The sequence below is a fragment of the Flavobacterium frigidum genome (assembly GCF_048286735.1).
GTDB lineage: Bacteria > Bacteroidota > Bacteroidia > Flavobacteriales > Flavobacteriaceae > Flavobacterium.
Map to the genome: position 1 here is coordinate 64,833 of NZ_JBLVPU010000011.1, position 15,385 is coordinate 80,217.

Here is a 15,385-nt window from a genome sequence, read left to right on the forward strand (position 1 = left end):
AAAAAGCGCTGAAAATAGATACATCTATTATTCAGCGCCTGTAAATTAGTATTGAATCTCTAATTGTTTAGTTTTAAAACGGTAGCCGTATTTTGTCTTATTTCATCTAATAAAGCAGGATTATCATTTAAAGTCTGTCCGTATGATGGAATCATGAGTTTTAATTTTTCCTGCCATTCAGGAGTTTCAATTTCATCCTTAAAACACCTTGTAATTAAGTCCAACATAATAGATACAGCTGTTGATGCACCAGGAGAAGCACCCAACAAAACCGATAAAGAGCCGTCAGCAGTGGTAATCACTTCTGTGCCAAACTCTAATATACCGCCTTCTTTTTCATCCTTTTTTATTACTTGTACGCGTTGACCAGCTCTTTCTAATACCCAATCTTTGGATCTTGCACCAGGCACATATTCGCGTAAAGCATTGATACGATCCTTAGGCGACTGACGCACTTGATCTATCAAATATTTAGTAAGCGGGATATTCTTTATACCCGCAGCAATCATCGGGATAATGTTATCTGGCTTTATAGATAAAGGCAAATCAGAATAGGAACCATTTTTTAGAAAGCGAGTAGAAAAACCTGCAAAAGGTCCAAATAACAACTGTTTTTCTCCATTTATCATTCTGGAATCGATATGTGGAACTGACATTGGCGGAGCACCAACACTTGCTTTTCCATACACTTTTACTTTGTGTTTGGCGATAACGTCAGGATTTGTACATTTTAACCATTGCCCACTTACCGGAAAACCTCCATAGCCTTTTCCTTCTGGAACATTGGCTTTCTCTAACAAAGGTAAAGAACCACCACCTGCACCAATAAATACGAATTTGGTATATGCCTTTCTTTTTATTCCAGTTGCCAAATCAGTGATTTTTATACGCCACAATTTATCTTCACCCTGTTTCAGCTTTTGAACTTCGCAATTAAAATGCATCGTTACACCTTCTAAATTGGCCAAATAAGTAAATATATTTCGGGTTAGCTCACCAAAATTCACATCAGTTCCAATTGTCATTGAGGTCGCTGCTACTCTATCTGTTTCAGATCTACCTTCCATAACGAGAGGCATCCATTCTTTTAATTGATTGAAATCTGTACTGAAAACCATCTGTTTGAAAAGTGGATTTGCCTGCAAAACTTCAAAACGTTTTTTAAGATAATCGACATTTTTTTCGCCCCAAACAAAACTAAGGTGCGGAATACTTTTGATAAAATTTTCAGGTGCGGTAACTTTATTTTGCTGTACTAAGTAGGCCCAAAATTGTCTTGAAACTTCAAAAGATTCAGCAATACTGATCGCTTTTTTGGGATCAATACTACCATCATACCCTTCTGGAGTATAATTGAGTTCACAAAAAGCAGAATGACCGGTTCCAGCATTATTCCATGCATCAGAACTCTCGGCAGCGGCCATGTCTAATCTTTCGTATATTTCAATTTTAATATCTGGTTGTAACTCTTTTAGGATTAAGCCAAGAGTGGCGCTCATAATTCCAGCACCTATCAAAACTACATCACTTTGCGAACGAATGGTTGTATCAGACATAACAAAAATTTAAGGCGCAAAGATACTTTATATCTGTAAAAAAAGTATAACAATTTATTGTTAAAAAGTAAGGAATTGTAATGTAAGCTCAGCAGAACCAAATGGATAACAATTAGATTCTAAAAAGGCTTTCGATTCAAATAATCTTGCAACATTATGGTTGCTGAAATTTCGTCAATAAGTCCTTTATCTTGACGCTTTTTTTTACTGAGGCCACTATCGATCATCGTTTGGAAAGCCATTTTTGAAGTAAAGCGCTCATCAACGCGAATGACTTTCATCTCAGGAAAATGGTTCGAAAAATGGGTTACAAATCCTTTTATGATAGAAGCACTTTCGGATGGTTCTCCGTTCATTTGTTTGGGTTCTCCAATAAGTACTGCTTCTACTTTTTCTTTGGCAAAATAATCTTTCAAAAAAGCAATCGCGGTTGGAGAAGGAATGGTTGTTAGTCCTGAAGCTATAATTTGCATTTCATCAGTAACGGCTATTCCGGTTCGTTTTTGTCCGTAATCTATGGAGAGAATTCTTGGCATATTACAATATAAAAACTTAGTACTAAAATAAAGGTTAACTGATTAAAATGCTAAGATAAAGTTATTATTTAATTAGATAATTTTTGGTTAAAAATATTTCTTATTTTAACAATTTCAGAAGTGTTAACATCAATCAAGATTGGCTTTTTATTTTTATAAAACTGAAAACTAAGTGTATTAATATTTTTAAATTCTAGCAGCTCCTCTTCATTATAATTCAATTCAAATTGATGCAGTAAACGAGAATCACTTTGGAAACCTGTAACAATTTCGACTTTTTTATCCTCATTGTCTTTAATAGACTCGGTTTCAGTTTTAGTTTCTGTATTTATACTTTGACTATAATTTTTGATCGTTTTACAGTAAATTCTATCATTTATCTTTACATAAACCAAGCTGTCTATTTTACCGAAATCTTGAATTGTAAAAAAATTAAAAAAAGAACTAAATGTATCAGATTCTTTCTTTTTTTCTAGAACAAAATCATTATTTACATAATAGATTTCACGGTTGTTTTTGATGAAATACCGTTGTTTATAAGAGACTATAATGGTGTTTTTAATAGTATCTGTTTGTCTATAGATGCCATTTGAAGAATAAAGACCACAACTTTGAAAAATAAATAGTAGAATTCCAATTAGTATAATTTTTTTCATAAATATAACTTTTTTAAAAAAGGTAGTAACACATACAATGCCAAAACATCAAAATTACTTTACAAATTTTATTCTATTTAAGATTTTAGTTCATTTTCATTACTATAAATCTTTTTAAACTAAATATAATTCATCCTAAATGACCGAACTCTATAATTATAAAGTTTGGGTTTTAATGCTGGTCCGAAATTCTATTCGAATGCCTTCGATAATTTAGAAATATATAACATTTTCAATCACTTTTGCGTTTTTGCTTTTAGCTAAAAATCTTATCTTTGCCAAAAATCTATCAAATAATGAATCCATTACAAACAATTATAGAACAAGCTTGGGAAAACCGTGCTTTGTTGCAAGAAACGACAACAACTGATGCTATCAGAGAAGTTATCGAATTATTAGACACCGGGAAATTACGTGTTGCGGAGCCAGTCGGCGAAGGATGGCAAGTAAATGAATGGGTTAAGAAAGCGGTCGTTATGTACTTCCCTATTCAAAAAATGGAAACATGGGAATCTGGAATTTTTGAATACCACGATAAAATGTTATTAAAGAGAGGCTATGCCGAGAAAGGAATTCGGGTTGTTCCAAACGCTGTTGCGCGTTACGGAGCTTACATTTCAAGCGGTGTGATTTTGATGCCTAGCTATGTAAATATTGGAGCATATGTTGACGAAGGAACTATGGTAGACACATGGGCAACTGTAGGAAGCTGTGCTCAAATCGGTAAAAATGTACACTTAAGTGGTGGTGTTGGTATCGGTGGTGTTCTTGAACCTTTACAAGCTGCTCCAGTAATTATTGAAGATGGTGCTTTTATTGGATCTCGTTGTATCGTTGTTGAAGGTGTTCATGTGGGTAAAGAAGCCGTTCTAGGTGCCAATGTTTGTTTAACAGCCTCAACAAAAATTATTGATGTAACCGGTGAAACACCAGTTGAAATGAAAGGATATGTTCCTGCACGTTCAGTTGTGATACCAGGGAGTTATACCAAATCTTTTCCAGCTGGAGATTTTCAAGTACCCTGCGCATTAATTATTGGTACACGCAAACCATCAACTGATTTAAAAACTTCCTTGAATAATGCGCTTCGAGAATATGACGTAGCGGTTTAATTTGGTATTAATATATTAAAAGTCTCAATTAAAAATTGGGACTTTTTTATTTGCCTATTTTTCTTTTCAAGTATTTCTTTTTAGTAATTTTTCGCTTGAATGAGGTTGTTGTTTTTAAAAGTATTTTATGCAATTTTTCTTCAGGGTGTTGGCTTAATTTTGAATAAGTACTAGCCACTATTTTTACCATTGTTTTAGACAACCACATTTTCTTAAAATTATCCATTCGTGCTTCAATGGACAGATTTTCAAATTTCATTCGGTTTAAATCAACTAAATAAAAATCATATTTCCCTTCACTTTTCTTTACAATCAAAGTATTACCGGGAGAATGATCTAAAAAATTAATACTGGCTTCATGCATCCTGAAGGTAAATTCTGTGAACTGCTCTAAAATATTTTTACGGTCGGGAAATAAGGGATTGTGTATCAATTCTCTGATTGTAAAATCATATTCGACTTGGTCACATATATAATAACTTTCTGATAAAAAACCGAAGCGATTTCGATTTTCAACATAAGCAATCGGAGCAGGAGTGGCGATATTATGTACTAATAAATAATTAGCATAATCAAAAGAACGTTTTGCTTTTGTGCTCCTAAAAAAAGAATAAATAATTGATTTAAAAAGATTTGGTTTGGCAAAATATTTAATGTTAACTCTTTTACCTTCCAAATCGTTGGATTTTATTGTGTTTCTTGCACCTTTTACAATTAAATCTCCTTCATTAAAAAAAGTCGCAACTAATTGAAGAATAGAATTTTTCTGATTTTTAAAATCGGGATGAAGAATAACTTGCACTATGTTTTATTTAAATTTGGTTTAAAAGTATAAAAAATAGTACTTTGTACCTAGAAATAATTTTATGAAAAAAGTTTTAATCATACAAAATAAGCGCATTGGCGATGTTTTGATTAGTTCCGTAATAGCAAATAACTTTAAGGCAAAATACCCAAACAGTACGGTTCATTTTTTGGCATACGATTTTACCCATGGTGTAATCCTAAACAATCCAAATATTGATAAAATTATCTCAATTAATGATAAAGAGCTTAAGAAAATACCCGTTTTATTTCGATTAATTCGCCAAATCAGAAACGAAAAATATGATATCATTTTTGATCCCTACTCCAAAACACAGAGTAAACTAATCTGTAAATTTTCTGGAGCCAAACAAACTATTGGTCATAAAAGCAGAAAAAAACTAGGGAACTGGGGCTATTATACTCATCCTGTAGCTATTTCGAAGGAGAAAACAAAAATTTGTGGTAAGGCTATCGAAGATCGGATTCATTTGTTAAACCAATCGGGTAATTATGAGCCTATAGATTATGAACCTAAAATATTTTTAACTGATAACGAGAAAAATGAAGCTAACTTAGAGTTGCATTCAAATAAAAAAGTAGTTGTAGTAGGTATATTAGGAAGTACACCCCAAAAATCTATGCCCTACGAATATGTTGCAGAAATGGTTGATTTTATAGCCGCAAACTATGATGTAGCTATAATGTTTAACTATGCGCCTAACCAAAAAGAAGAAGCACAAAAAATTTACAATCTTTGCCAAAATAAGGCGGATATCATTTTTGATATTAAAGCTAAAAACATACGTGATTTTATCAAAATCATGGATAAATGCGATGTTTTAGTAGCCAATGAAGGAGGAACGGTACATATTGCCAAAGCATTGAATAAACCTACTTTTACCATTTTCTCACCTTATGTCAATAAAGATCATTGGGCAAGTTTCGAGGACGGAAAATTTCATCATTCAGTTCATTTACTCGAAATAAAACCAAACCTATTTGATGAGTTTACTTTTGAAGAACGAAAGAAAATCGAGAAAAATCCTGATGCATTATACCAGCAACTTACACCAGAGTTAGTTCTACCAGAATTAGACCTCTTTTTAAAAAATAATTTATAGCAAAAAAGCAACTCCAAGAGTTGCTTTTTTTATTTTTTTCGGACACCAAAATCAGTCCATTTTTTCTTTTCCACTTTTGTTTCTTTACGAATGTTTCTGTTCTTATTTATCGATTCTTCAGTGGCATATCCACGAGGATGATCGAGATGCAAACAAACTGTACTGTACCTTATCTGCTTTGGCTTAATGCCATAATTTACTAATCGTTCCCCTAATTCTCTGTCTTGTCCGCCGTATTGCATTCGTTCATCAAAACCATTAATAGCGAGAATATCTTTTTTCCAACCTGATGCGTTGTGCCCATTCCAACTTGGAGTTGTAGGGGTCGAAAAATTTAGAATACTACTTTTTAAACCTGTAGCATTAATTTTATTGTTTTTAAATGAAGATTTCATTCCATGTTTTCTTAACCAAGAAACATCAAAACACAAATCAGCATAAATATCAGATTTACTAATATCCTTAGATAATTGTAAGGGTAATTTATGATAACCACCAGATAGAAAATAGCCTTCTTCTCTAAATTTTATATGTTGTTCAACAAAATCTGGACGTGGAATGCAATCGCCATCAGACATCATAATATAATCTGTGGTAGAAGCTACAATTGCTTTATTTAAAATTTGAGATTTCTGAAAACCATTGTCTTCATGCCAAACATGAATGATGGGATAAAAAACTTCTTTTTTCAATTCTTCAATCAAATCGAAGGTATCCTTTCGAGAACCATCGTCAGCTATGACCATTTCAAAATTGCGATAGGTTTGCGTATTGTATCCCCAAATTACTTTTTTAAGCCATTCGGTCGAATTGTATGTGCTTATAATTACTGAAATATTCTTCTGCATAATGCTGCAAAGGTAACGCAAATTTGTTAATTTTGTTTTTCTTAAAAAGAAATAATGAGTACACTTTCGGTCATAATTCCTACCTATAATGAGATTAACTACATTGAAGACGCCATAAAATCAATCGATTTTGCTGATCAAATTATTGTAATTGATTCTTTCAGTACGGATGGTACAAGGGAAAAAGTAATCGCTTTAGGCTGTACTTTGCTTGAACGTAAATTTGACAACTTTTCGAATCAAAAAAATCATGCCATCTCATCAGCAACGGGAGATTGGATATTATTTTTGGATGGTGATGAACGTGTAACTCAAAAGCTCAAGCTAGAAATTCTATCCGTAATCAAGGAGGGCAAACATGCTGGTTATAAAATTTGTTTTCCCCATTTTTATATGAATCGTTTTTTATACCACAAAGTAGACAAAGTTGTTCGTCTGGTAAAAAACCAAAACATTTATTTCACAGGAGATGTTCATGAAAAATTACACGTAGAAGGAAGTATTGGAATACTGAAAAATTTCATGATTCATTACACCTACAAAGGATTAGCAAATTTATTACAGAAAAAAGATTCTTATGCTTGGTTTCAAGCAAACACATCTTTTGATAAGGGGAAAAAAGCAACCTACTTTCATCTGATATTCAAACCTTTCTATCGCTTTTTTTCCTCCTATATTTTAAAAAGAGGTTTTATGGATGGGATTCCAGGTTTGGCTCTAGCAAGCGTCAATGCTTATGGCGTTTTTTCTCGTTATGCAAAAATAATTTTAATCGAAAAAGGTTTAAAATAATTTCAGTTTTCCAAAGCGTAATTTTAATTTAAATTGCAATAAGCTGTCCTCACCTTTCACATCAATTCTCATAATTTCATACCTATTTTTAAACGGAAATTTATTGACTTTATTTCCAATTCGTAATCCCATTTTGATATTGTTGTTTTCTAAAATAGTTTTGAAACTTGCATTTTTTGGATTCTTTTTTGGAAAATTACCGTAAGGATAAGCTAGTGTATGGTATACTTTCAGATCATTTTGTTCGATAATCTGAAAACATTTTTCAAAATCTTCATTAATTTCAGCTGCTGACATTGAATCGTATTTGCCATGAGCATAAGAATGAAGACCAAACTCTATTCTAGGACTAAGGCTTTTTAGGTCTTGAACTGACATGATTTTTTCTTTTCCTTGGTTCCATAAATCAGATTTGCCAATATATTGAAATGGAATGAAGAAAGTAGCTTTCAAATTGTATTTTTCGAGTAAAGGATAAGCATAAAAAAGCTGATTTTCAGTCACATCATCAAAAGTTAACACTATACTTTTTGGCGGAATGGTTGACAGCGATTCTAATTCTGAAAGATGAAAGGAAACGAAATTATTCTCCATCAGATAGCGAAATTGATTCTCTAATTTTTGAATAGAAATGGTAAGACCATTACTTTCTAATTCCTTTTGGGAAACATTATGATACATTAAAATCGGTAATTGCGCCATTTGCTTTTTTTGTAAAAATACAATTGTAAATTTATTACATTTGCCCCGTTCATGTCTCATCTTAAAGAAAATAATTTGACACCAAAAATAACTGTATTGGCAATCACTTTAAATGAAGAAGAGAACGTAAAAAAATATGTTCAAAGTTTCTCTTTTGCTGACGAAATTATCTTTATTGACGGCTACAGCACTGATGCGACAACAGCCCTTGCAAAAGAACTTGGAGTTACCGTAATTCAAAGAACTTTTGATGATTTTGCAACACAACGTAACTTTGCACTACAGCAATCGAATAACGACTGGGTTCTCTTTTTTGATTTAGATGAGAATGTCACTCCAGAACTTGCTGAAGAAATTCAAATGACAATTAGCTCTGGAAATAATTTTTCAGCATATTATGTGAAAAGTAATTTCCATTTTATGGGAAAACAGATGAAATTTGGAGGTTGTAACCCCAAAAAATCGATTCGGATTTTTAATAAGCAATCGTGCCATTATAACGAAAGTTTAGTACACGAAAAACTTATTACACAAGGAAAAACCGATGTTTTAAAAAATCATAGTAATCATTACGCTTACAAAAATTTTGACACCTATAATGAGAAACTAAATTTGTTTAGTAAGCTAGAGGCACAAGAACTTTATCAAAAAAAAGTAAGACCTAATGCATATCATTTCTTCCTTCGCCCAATAGTTTTTTTTATAAAAAACTATATTGTGAAATTAGGATTTCTATATGGGAAAGAAGGGTTTATTTTAGCCTATTTACATTCTTTCGCCGTGCTTAAACGCTATTTATTACTATGGCTTATGTATCGAAAAATAGACTAATCAATTAAATTAATAAACAAAAAAATGTTTGAAATTGCAGCGATAATAATCAACTACAACTCCAGTAGACTTACACAAGAATGTATAGAAAGCATTATTAAAAATACATCAGACGTTATCAATTTTCAAATTATTGTTGTTGATAATTGCTCTAAAAAGGAAGATTTTTTAAAACTAAAACACTTTTGTGATACGCTTACTTGGCCAAATTTACAACTTGTACGAAGTAAAATAAATACAGGTTTTGGAGCAGGGAATATGTTGGCAGTTCATTACGCATCGGCGAACCATCTAGCTTTTATAAACAATGATACCGTTTTTTTAAACGATTGTTTGAGCATTTTATGGAACGCACTTAAAAACGATACATCAGTAGCAATTGTTGGCGGGCAATCCTTTAAGGAAGTTGGCAAAAGAATGCAAGCATTTGACCATTTTACATCGCTAACCAAAGAATTATTTGGTAGAGATTTTCTAGAAAAAATTAACCCCAAAAAGTATCCCAAAAGAAAAGCTGAATACCTTACACCTACAAAAGTCAACTATGTACAAGGAAGCTTTATGATGGTTAATACTGCCGATTTTAATTTAGCTGGAGGATTTGACACTGCTATTTTTCTATATTATGAAGAAACAGATTTGTGCAGAAGACTAGAAAAAATTAATAAAAGTTGTTTTTTGATTCCCGAGGCAAGATACATACATTACCACGGTGCTAGTACAACACCTTCTATTCATATTAAAATTGAATTGAAAATTTCGATGTTATATGTGCTGAGAAAGCACTCGAATTATTTGAGCTATAAATTTTTAATAACACATCTCCAAATTCAATATTTTTTTAAGAGTTTTTTCAAACCAAGATATTGGGCTTTATTTAAAGTATTAATAGTTGGAGCGCCTTTGTCTAAATCGTTAAAAATTAAGCAGAAATTACAAAACATTGAATTGTTTTAAAATTTTAATGTGCAATTACTTGTAGCAAAAATCTAAAGAAATAAGAAAATCATATCCAGTAAAAAAATAAATTATTTAAGAAACAATTGGTCACACAACAATGAAATCATTCCCAAAAATATCAATAGTAATCCCTTGCTTTAATAACGACAATACGATTATCGAAACAATCGAATCTGTCATGAAACAAGTGTACTCATCCATAGAAATGATTATCGTAAATGATGGATCAACTGACAACAGCGAAAAAGTAATTAATAGTTATATTGAAAGTAAAAAAATTATTAACATTACTTTGATTAATCAAGTGAACGCAGGACCATCAAAATCAAGAAACAATGGTGCTCAGATTGCAACAGGCACCTACTTGATGTTCTTGGATGCGGATGATCTCGTGGCTCCAACTTACATCGATTCCTGTATTGCAAATTTAGAACGTGATAAAAATCTAAATATAGTTTATACCAAAGGTGAATATTTTGGCGCAAAAAAAGGAAAGTGGAACCTACCCGATTTTAGTATTCCAAGTTTTTTAGAAGCCAATTGTATTCCAATTTCAGCTGTGATACGAAACGAAGTATTTAAAAAGGTAGGTGGTTTTGATGAAAACTTAGGATATACAGAAGATTGGGACCTATGGATCCGAATCATTCAAGAAGTGGGAGGCGTATATAAAATCGATCAACCACTGTTCTTTTACAGAAAAAGATTCGATAAAAGCTCTATTACGGACAACAGTAAAAACCTAGGACAACAATCAACCATATACATTTACAACAAAAACTACTCTTTTTTTGCTGCAAACGGTTATGATATCGAAACGCTTTTGCAGTCAAAAGATAGCAACGGAAAGTATAAAAAGAAATACTACAATGTTTGGTACAGAAAACTATTTTATAAATTAAGGAACAAATCAAACAAATGATCAACACAGAAGTACACAATGCTTACGAAATAATAAAAGAAGGCGGAATTATTTTATACCCGACAGATACCGTTTGGGGAATTGGTTGTGATGCCACAAATGCTGAGGCGGTGGCCAAGATCTACAAACTGAAACAAAGAGCCGAAACCCAAAGCATGATAGTCTTGATGAATGGCGAAAAAATGATGTACAATGTTTTTAAAGATATCCCAGAAGTGGCTTGGCAAATCATTGATTTATCTGAAAACCCAACCACTCTAATTTTAGATAATCCTAGAAATGTAGCTCCAAATATCATATCAGCAGATAAATCTCTTGGAATTCGGATTGTCAAGGAACCTTTTTGCTTTAAATTAATGGAAAAAATGAAAAAACCATTAGTCTCAACATCGGCAAATATCTCTGGAAAACCAACGCCCATTGCATTTAAAGATATCAGTCCCGAAATTATAAAAGGTGTGGACTATGTTGTAAATTTGCATCGTGAAAAAATTGGAGGAAAACCTTCTACGATTATAAAATTGAGTTCAGATAGTCAGGTTAAAATTATTCGGAAATAAAAATTAGCCACAGATTCACTGATTTAAATAAATTTTATTATAAATGTCAAACTATTTATACGAAGAAGATACTTATAAAATTATTGGAGCCCTGATTGAGGTGCATAAAAACCTTGGAAAAGGATTTTCTGAAATTGTTTACAAAGATGCATTCGAATATGAATTAAAGAAAAACAAAATTTCTTTTGAAAGAGAAAAAGAATATTTAGTTCATTGCAAAGACATAATTTTAAATCATAAATTCTATGCCGATTTTGTTGTTTTAGACAAAATCATACTTGAAATAAAATCTACTGATTCATTACATGAAAAGCATATTTCTCAATGTCTAAATTATTTGCATGTTTCAGGTCATAGGCTTGCAATTTTGGTCAATTTCAATAAGACCTCACTTGAATACAAAAGAATAATCAAATAATCGTTGAAAAAAATCTGTGAATCTGTGGCTATTTCAAAAAATTACAAAGAATCTTTACAAAATAAAATTTTCGAAGTCATCTCTCAAGCTTCCCAAGAACTTAACGTTGAAAGTTATGTAATTGGTGGTTTTGTGCGAGATTTACTTTTAAAAAGAGATTTCAAAAAAGATATTGATATTGTTGCCGTTGGCAGCGGGATCGAATTGGCTTTACACGTTTCAAAACTACTTCCCAATAAACCAAAAGTTCAAGTTTTTAAAACCTATGGCACCGCCATGTTGCGTTTTGAAGATACCGAAATAGAGTTTGTAGGCGCTCGTAAAGAATCCTATCAATCTGATAGTAGAAATCCTATTGTAGAAAATGGCACACTACAAGACGATCAAGACCGTCGTGATTTTACAATCAACGCGCTCGCTATTTCGCTTAATGTAAAAAATTATGGGGATTTACTAGATCCTTTTGAAGGATTACTAGATCTTGAAAAAAAGATTCTAAGAACACCCCTAGAGCCGGACATTACCTACTCTGATGATCCTTTACGCATGTTGAGAGGAATTCGTTTTGCCAACCAATTGGGGTTTAAAATTGAAGAAAAATCGCTAAATTCGATAACCAAAAACGCGAACCGAATCAAGATCATCTCTGGGGAGCGCATCGTAGACGAGTTGAATAAAATACTATCTACAGACAAACCATCAGTAGGATTTTTACTTTTATTCCAAACCGGACTTTTGGATATTATTTTACCTGAATTGACTGCATTGAATCAAGTAGAGGAAATTGAAGGTCACACACACAAAAATAATTTTTATCACACGCTTGAAGTTGTTGATAATATTTGCCCCAATACAGATGATGTTTGGTTGCGTTGGTCTGCTTTACTGCACGATATAGGAAAAGCACCCACGAAACGTTTCAATAAAAAACAAGGATGGACTTTTCACGGTCATGAATTTCTTGGCGGGAAAATGGCAAAAAAAATCTTCGAAAGATTGCATATGCCGTTAAACCAAAAAATGAAATTTGTGCAAAAAATGGTAATGATGAGCTCCCGCCCTATTGTCTTATCACAAGATATGGTTACCGATAGTGCCGTTCGTCGTTTAGTTTTTGATGCTGGTGAAGATGTTGAAAATTTAATGACGTTATGCGAAGCAGACATAACGACTAAAAACCCAAATAAGTTCAAGAAATACCACAAAAATTTTGAAATCGTTCGGAAAAAAATTGTTGAAGTCGAAGAACGTGATCACGTACGTAAATTTCAACCGCCTATTTCAGGAGAAGAAATTATGGAGTTGTTCAACTTAAAACCATCAAAAGAAATCGGAATGCTCAAAGAAGCTATAAAGGAAGCCATTCTGGAAGGCGAAATCTCTAACGAATACCAAGCTGCTTATGAATTCATGTTGAAAAAAGCGACGAAATTAGGTTTAGTTAAAGTTTAACTATTGTGCATTTTATTTCTACACCAAAAAAAGATAATTTTACCAAAATAAATTTCGAGTGCAAAAATACTTTTTAAAATCAGCCAAAATAGCTTTAGTTCTTGTATATCTTGTCATTTTTGCCGGTGCCTTTGTACGATTGACAGGCTCTGGAATGGGTTGTCCAGATTGGCCAAAATGCTTTGGCTATTACATACCTCCAACAGAGAAAAAAGAACTGCTTTTTACAGCTCAAAAAGAATATGATAAGGGCCAATTGATCATCAAAGACGAGATGTTATTAGTTGCCAAAACTGATTTTATTTCAAAAACAAATTTTGATGCGTCGAACTGGGAAAAATACACCAAACACGATTACGCTATTTTCAACCCAATACATACTTGGGTCGAATATATTAATCGATTATTGGGAGCACTAGCAGGAATTGCGTGTGTCATCACTTTTACACTTGCTTTTGGGTATAGGAAAGAAAACAAAACACTCCTTTTACTGACCTTTTTAGTGTGTATTTTAATGGGATTTCAGGCATGGCTGGGCAAAACCGTTGTAGACTCTGATTTGAGTCCCTACAAAATAACCACTCACATGCTTGCTGCATTGTTGATTGTAGCCTTTCAATTAATTATTATTCACAGCACTCAAAACAACAAGAAAATAGTTGGCTACAATGCTAAATTCAATACCATTTTACTACTATCATTAGCGCTTACTTTAATTCAAATTGTTTTAGGTACCGATGTGAGAGAACAAGTAGATATCATTTCAAAAACGGGTGCGCCAGAAATTATGTGGCTTCAAAATCCAACCCTAGTGTTTTATATTCATCGTTCTTTTTCTATTGTAGTATTGCTAACTAATTTATATTTGTTTTCACTAAACAACAAATTAAGTTTAGGATTTTCAAAAATAAAATGGGTTATAGCCATCTTAATTATGGAGATCATTTCTGGAATAGCCATGTATTATCTTGATTTCCCATTTGGTACGCAAACTGTTCATGTGGTATTAGCAACTCTCTTGTTTGGAGTTCAATTTTACATTATTTTAGAATCTAAATCAAAAAAAATACATTCATAAAAACATAAAATTCAGACTATATTGTCGCATTTACCTTTGTCCACGAATTATTAAAATGTCAAAACTTGCCGCTCAAGATAAATTTTTAGATTTATCAGATTATGGAAGAACGTTTGGAAAACTTCTAGCCTGTCAATTAAAAGAGACCCGCTTTACACCCATTCATGTCACCATGCTTTTTGGGGTTTCGGGTTTAATCGCTATTTATAGTATTCTTGACGGATCGTATTATTGGGCTGGTTTTTTTATAGTTTTAAAATCTGGAATTGATGCTGCCGATGGTGAATTAGCACGACTAAAAAACACTCCTTCTTATACCGGTAGATACCTTGATAGCGTGTTTGACATCATACTCAATTTTTTGTTTTTAATGACTATTTGTTATGTTTCGAAAACAACAATTTGGCTAACAATTTTGGCCTTTATTGGCATTCAATTACAAGGTACTTTATACAATTATTATTATGTAATTCTCCGAAATAAATCGGTTGGAGGCGACACAACTAGCAAAGTTTTCGAATACAAATCACCGCGCGCTTTAGCAGGAGAAACTCAAAAATCGGTCGATATTTTGTTTGGCATTTATACTATTGTGTATGGCGTTTTTGACAAAATAATTCACTCCCTAGATAAAAACGCATATAAGGTTAAGACATTCCCCAACTGGTTTATGACACTACTATCCATTTACGGTTTGGGTTTTCAATTGTTGATAATTGCAATAATGCTACCTGCTGGATTCATAGAATACATCATCCCATTTTTCATTATTTACACCCTATTTATTTTTGTTATAATTGGCATTAGAAAAACAGTATTTAAGGCATAAACTCCTGATAACAAAAATCTATATTACCTATTTATACAATACATTACCAGTGATTTAAATAATTTTATATGAATCAATAATTTAATTAATTTCATAATAACTATTTCATTTTTATTACGGTGAAGAAAAATAAATCAGATAGTAATTATACAACTGTTTCCTAGAATTGCATAACATTTTAATCGTTTAAAATAACCAAATTTGT

The 15,385-nt window shown here is 32.3% G+C and carries 17 protein-coding genes; 11 read left to right on the top strand and 6 right to left on the bottom strand.

Annotation, left to right across the window (positions count from 1 at the left end; translation table 11 throughout):
* Positions 1 to 59 precede the first annotated feature (59 nt).
* From ACNQGO_RS08370 to ACNQGO_RS08380, 3 genes are all read right to left on the bottom strand, one after another.
* Positions 60 to 1,556, bottom strand: coding sequence for a malate:quinone oxidoreductase (locus ACNQGO_RS08370; RefSeq protein ID WP_417984980.1), 1,497 nt, complete (start codon positions 1,554 to 1,556; stop codon positions 60 to 62).
* Positions 1,557 to 1,675: 119 nt separating this feature from the next.
* A complete protein-coding gene (gene ruvX, locus ACNQGO_RS08375; RefSeq protein WP_309759683.1) occupies positions 1,676 to 2,092 on the bottom strand; it encodes a Holliday junction resolvase RuvX in 417 nt (138 codons plus the stop codon).
* Between the two features lie 68 nt (positions 2,093 to 2,160).
* Positions 2,161 to 2,748: a hypothetical protein gene (locus tag ACNQGO_RS08380; RefSeq protein ID WP_417943778.1), complete on the bottom strand. Its 588-nt coding sequence runs from the start codon at positions 2,746 to 2,748 to the stop codon at positions 2,161 to 2,163.
* A 296-nt stretch (positions 2,749 to 3,044) separates the two neighbouring features.
* Between ACNQGO_RS08380 and ACNQGO_RS08385 the strand changes: the two genes are divergently transcribed.
* Positions 3,045 to 3,860 (top strand): 2,3,4,5-tetrahydropyridine-2,6-dicarboxylate N-succinyltransferase, encoded by an 816-nt coding sequence (locus ACNQGO_RS08385; protein ID WP_417979067.1) that lies wholly within the window; start codon positions 3,045 to 3,047, stop codon positions 3,858 to 3,860.
* A gap of 46 nt (positions 3,861 to 3,906) precedes the next feature.
* On the opposite strand, the gene ACNQGO_RS08390 is transcribed toward ACNQGO_RS08385, so the two are convergent.
* Positions 3,907 to 4,662 (bottom strand): lipopolysaccharide kinase InaA family protein, encoded by a 756-nt coding sequence (locus ACNQGO_RS08390; protein WP_417984981.1) that lies wholly within the window; start codon positions 4,660 to 4,662, stop codon positions 3,907 to 3,909.
* Between the two features lie 64 nt (positions 4,663 to 4,726).
* Between ACNQGO_RS08390 and ACNQGO_RS08395 the strand changes: the two genes are divergently transcribed.
* Positions 4,727 to 5,788 carry a glycosyltransferase family 9 protein gene (locus ACNQGO_RS08395; protein WP_417984982.1) on the top strand — a complete coding sequence of 354 codons (1,062 nt, stop codon included), beginning with the start codon at positions 4,727 to 4,729 and terminating at the stop codon, positions 5,786 to 5,788.
* A 29-nt stretch (positions 5,789 to 5,817) separates the two neighbouring features.
* Here the strand turns inward: ACNQGO_RS08395 and ACNQGO_RS08400 are convergent, their stop codons facing one another.
* On the bottom strand, positions 5,818 to 6,636 hold the full coding sequence (locus tag ACNQGO_RS08400; RefSeq protein ID WP_417984983.1) for a glycosyltransferase family 2 protein: 819 nt from the start codon (positions 6,634 to 6,636) through the stop codon (positions 5,818 to 5,820).
* 54 nt (positions 6,637 to 6,690) lie between these two features.
* Here ACNQGO_RS08400 and ACNQGO_RS08405 point away from each other — a divergent pair, with 54 nt between their 5' ends.
* Entirely contained in the window at positions 6,691 to 7,428 is a 738-nt protein-coding gene (locus ACNQGO_RS08405) for a glycosyltransferase family 2 protein (protein WP_417948137.1), read from the top strand.
* Here ACNQGO_RS08405 and ACNQGO_RS08410 read toward each other — a convergent pair.
* Positions 7,420 to 8,130, bottom strand: coding sequence for a polysaccharide deacetylase family protein (locus ACNQGO_RS08410; protein ID WP_417984984.1), 711 nt, complete (start codon positions 8,128 to 8,130; stop codon positions 7,420 to 7,422). The genes ACNQGO_RS08405 and ACNQGO_RS08410 overlap by 9 nt on opposite strands.
* Before the next feature lie 51 nt (positions 8,131 to 8,181).
* Between ACNQGO_RS08410 and ACNQGO_RS08415 the strand changes: the two genes are divergently transcribed.
* From ACNQGO_RS08415 to ACNQGO_RS08450, 8 genes are all read left to right on the top strand, one after another.
* On the top strand, positions 8,182 to 8,961 hold the full coding sequence (locus ACNQGO_RS08415) for a glycosyltransferase family 2 protein (protein ID WP_417984985.1): 780 nt from the start codon (positions 8,182 to 8,184) through the stop codon (positions 8,959 to 8,961).
* 24 nt (positions 8,962 to 8,985) lie between these two features.
* Entirely contained in the window at positions 8,986 to 9,918 is a 933-nt protein-coding gene (locus tag ACNQGO_RS08420) for a glycosyltransferase family 2 protein (protein ID WP_417984986.1), read from the top strand.
* 100 nt (positions 9,919 to 10,018) lie between these two features.
* Positions 10,019 to 10,843, top strand: a complete 825-nt coding sequence (locus ACNQGO_RS08425) for a glycosyltransferase family A protein (RefSeq protein ID WP_417984987.1) — start codon at positions 10,019 to 10,021, stop codon at positions 10,841 to 10,843.
* On the top strand, positions 10,840 to 11,403 hold the full coding sequence (locus tag ACNQGO_RS08430) for an L-threonylcarbamoyladenylate synthase (protein ID WP_417943768.1): 564 nt from the start codon (positions 10,840 to 10,842) through the stop codon (positions 11,401 to 11,403). Before ACNQGO_RS08425 ends, ACNQGO_RS08430 begins: the two co-directional genes overlap by 4 nt.
* 43 nt (positions 11,404 to 11,446) lie before the next feature.
* Positions 11,447 to 11,821 carry a GxxExxY protein gene (locus tag ACNQGO_RS08435; protein ID WP_417984988.1) on the top strand — a complete coding sequence of 125 codons (375 nt, stop codon included), beginning with the start codon at positions 11,447 to 11,449 and terminating at the stop codon, positions 11,819 to 11,821.
* A 12-nt stretch (positions 11,822 to 11,833) separates the two neighbouring features.
* Complete coding sequence (locus ACNQGO_RS08440) at positions 11,834 to 13,273, top strand: CCA tRNA nucleotidyltransferase (protein WP_417985006.1); 1,440 nt, start codon at positions 11,834 to 11,836, stop codon at positions 13,271 to 13,273.
* 58 nt (positions 13,274 to 13,331) lie between these two features.
* Entirely contained in the window at positions 13,332 to 14,351 is a 1,020-nt protein-coding gene (locus ACNQGO_RS08445; RefSeq protein WP_417970767.1) for a COX15/CtaA family protein, read from the top strand.
* Between the two features lie 55 nt (positions 14,352 to 14,406).
* Positions 14,407 to 15,180, top strand: a complete 774-nt coding sequence (locus ACNQGO_RS08450) for a CDP-alcohol phosphatidyltransferase family protein (RefSeq protein WP_417984989.1) — start codon at positions 14,407 to 14,409, stop codon at positions 15,178 to 15,180.
* Positions 15,181 to 15,385 lie beyond the last annotated feature (205 nt).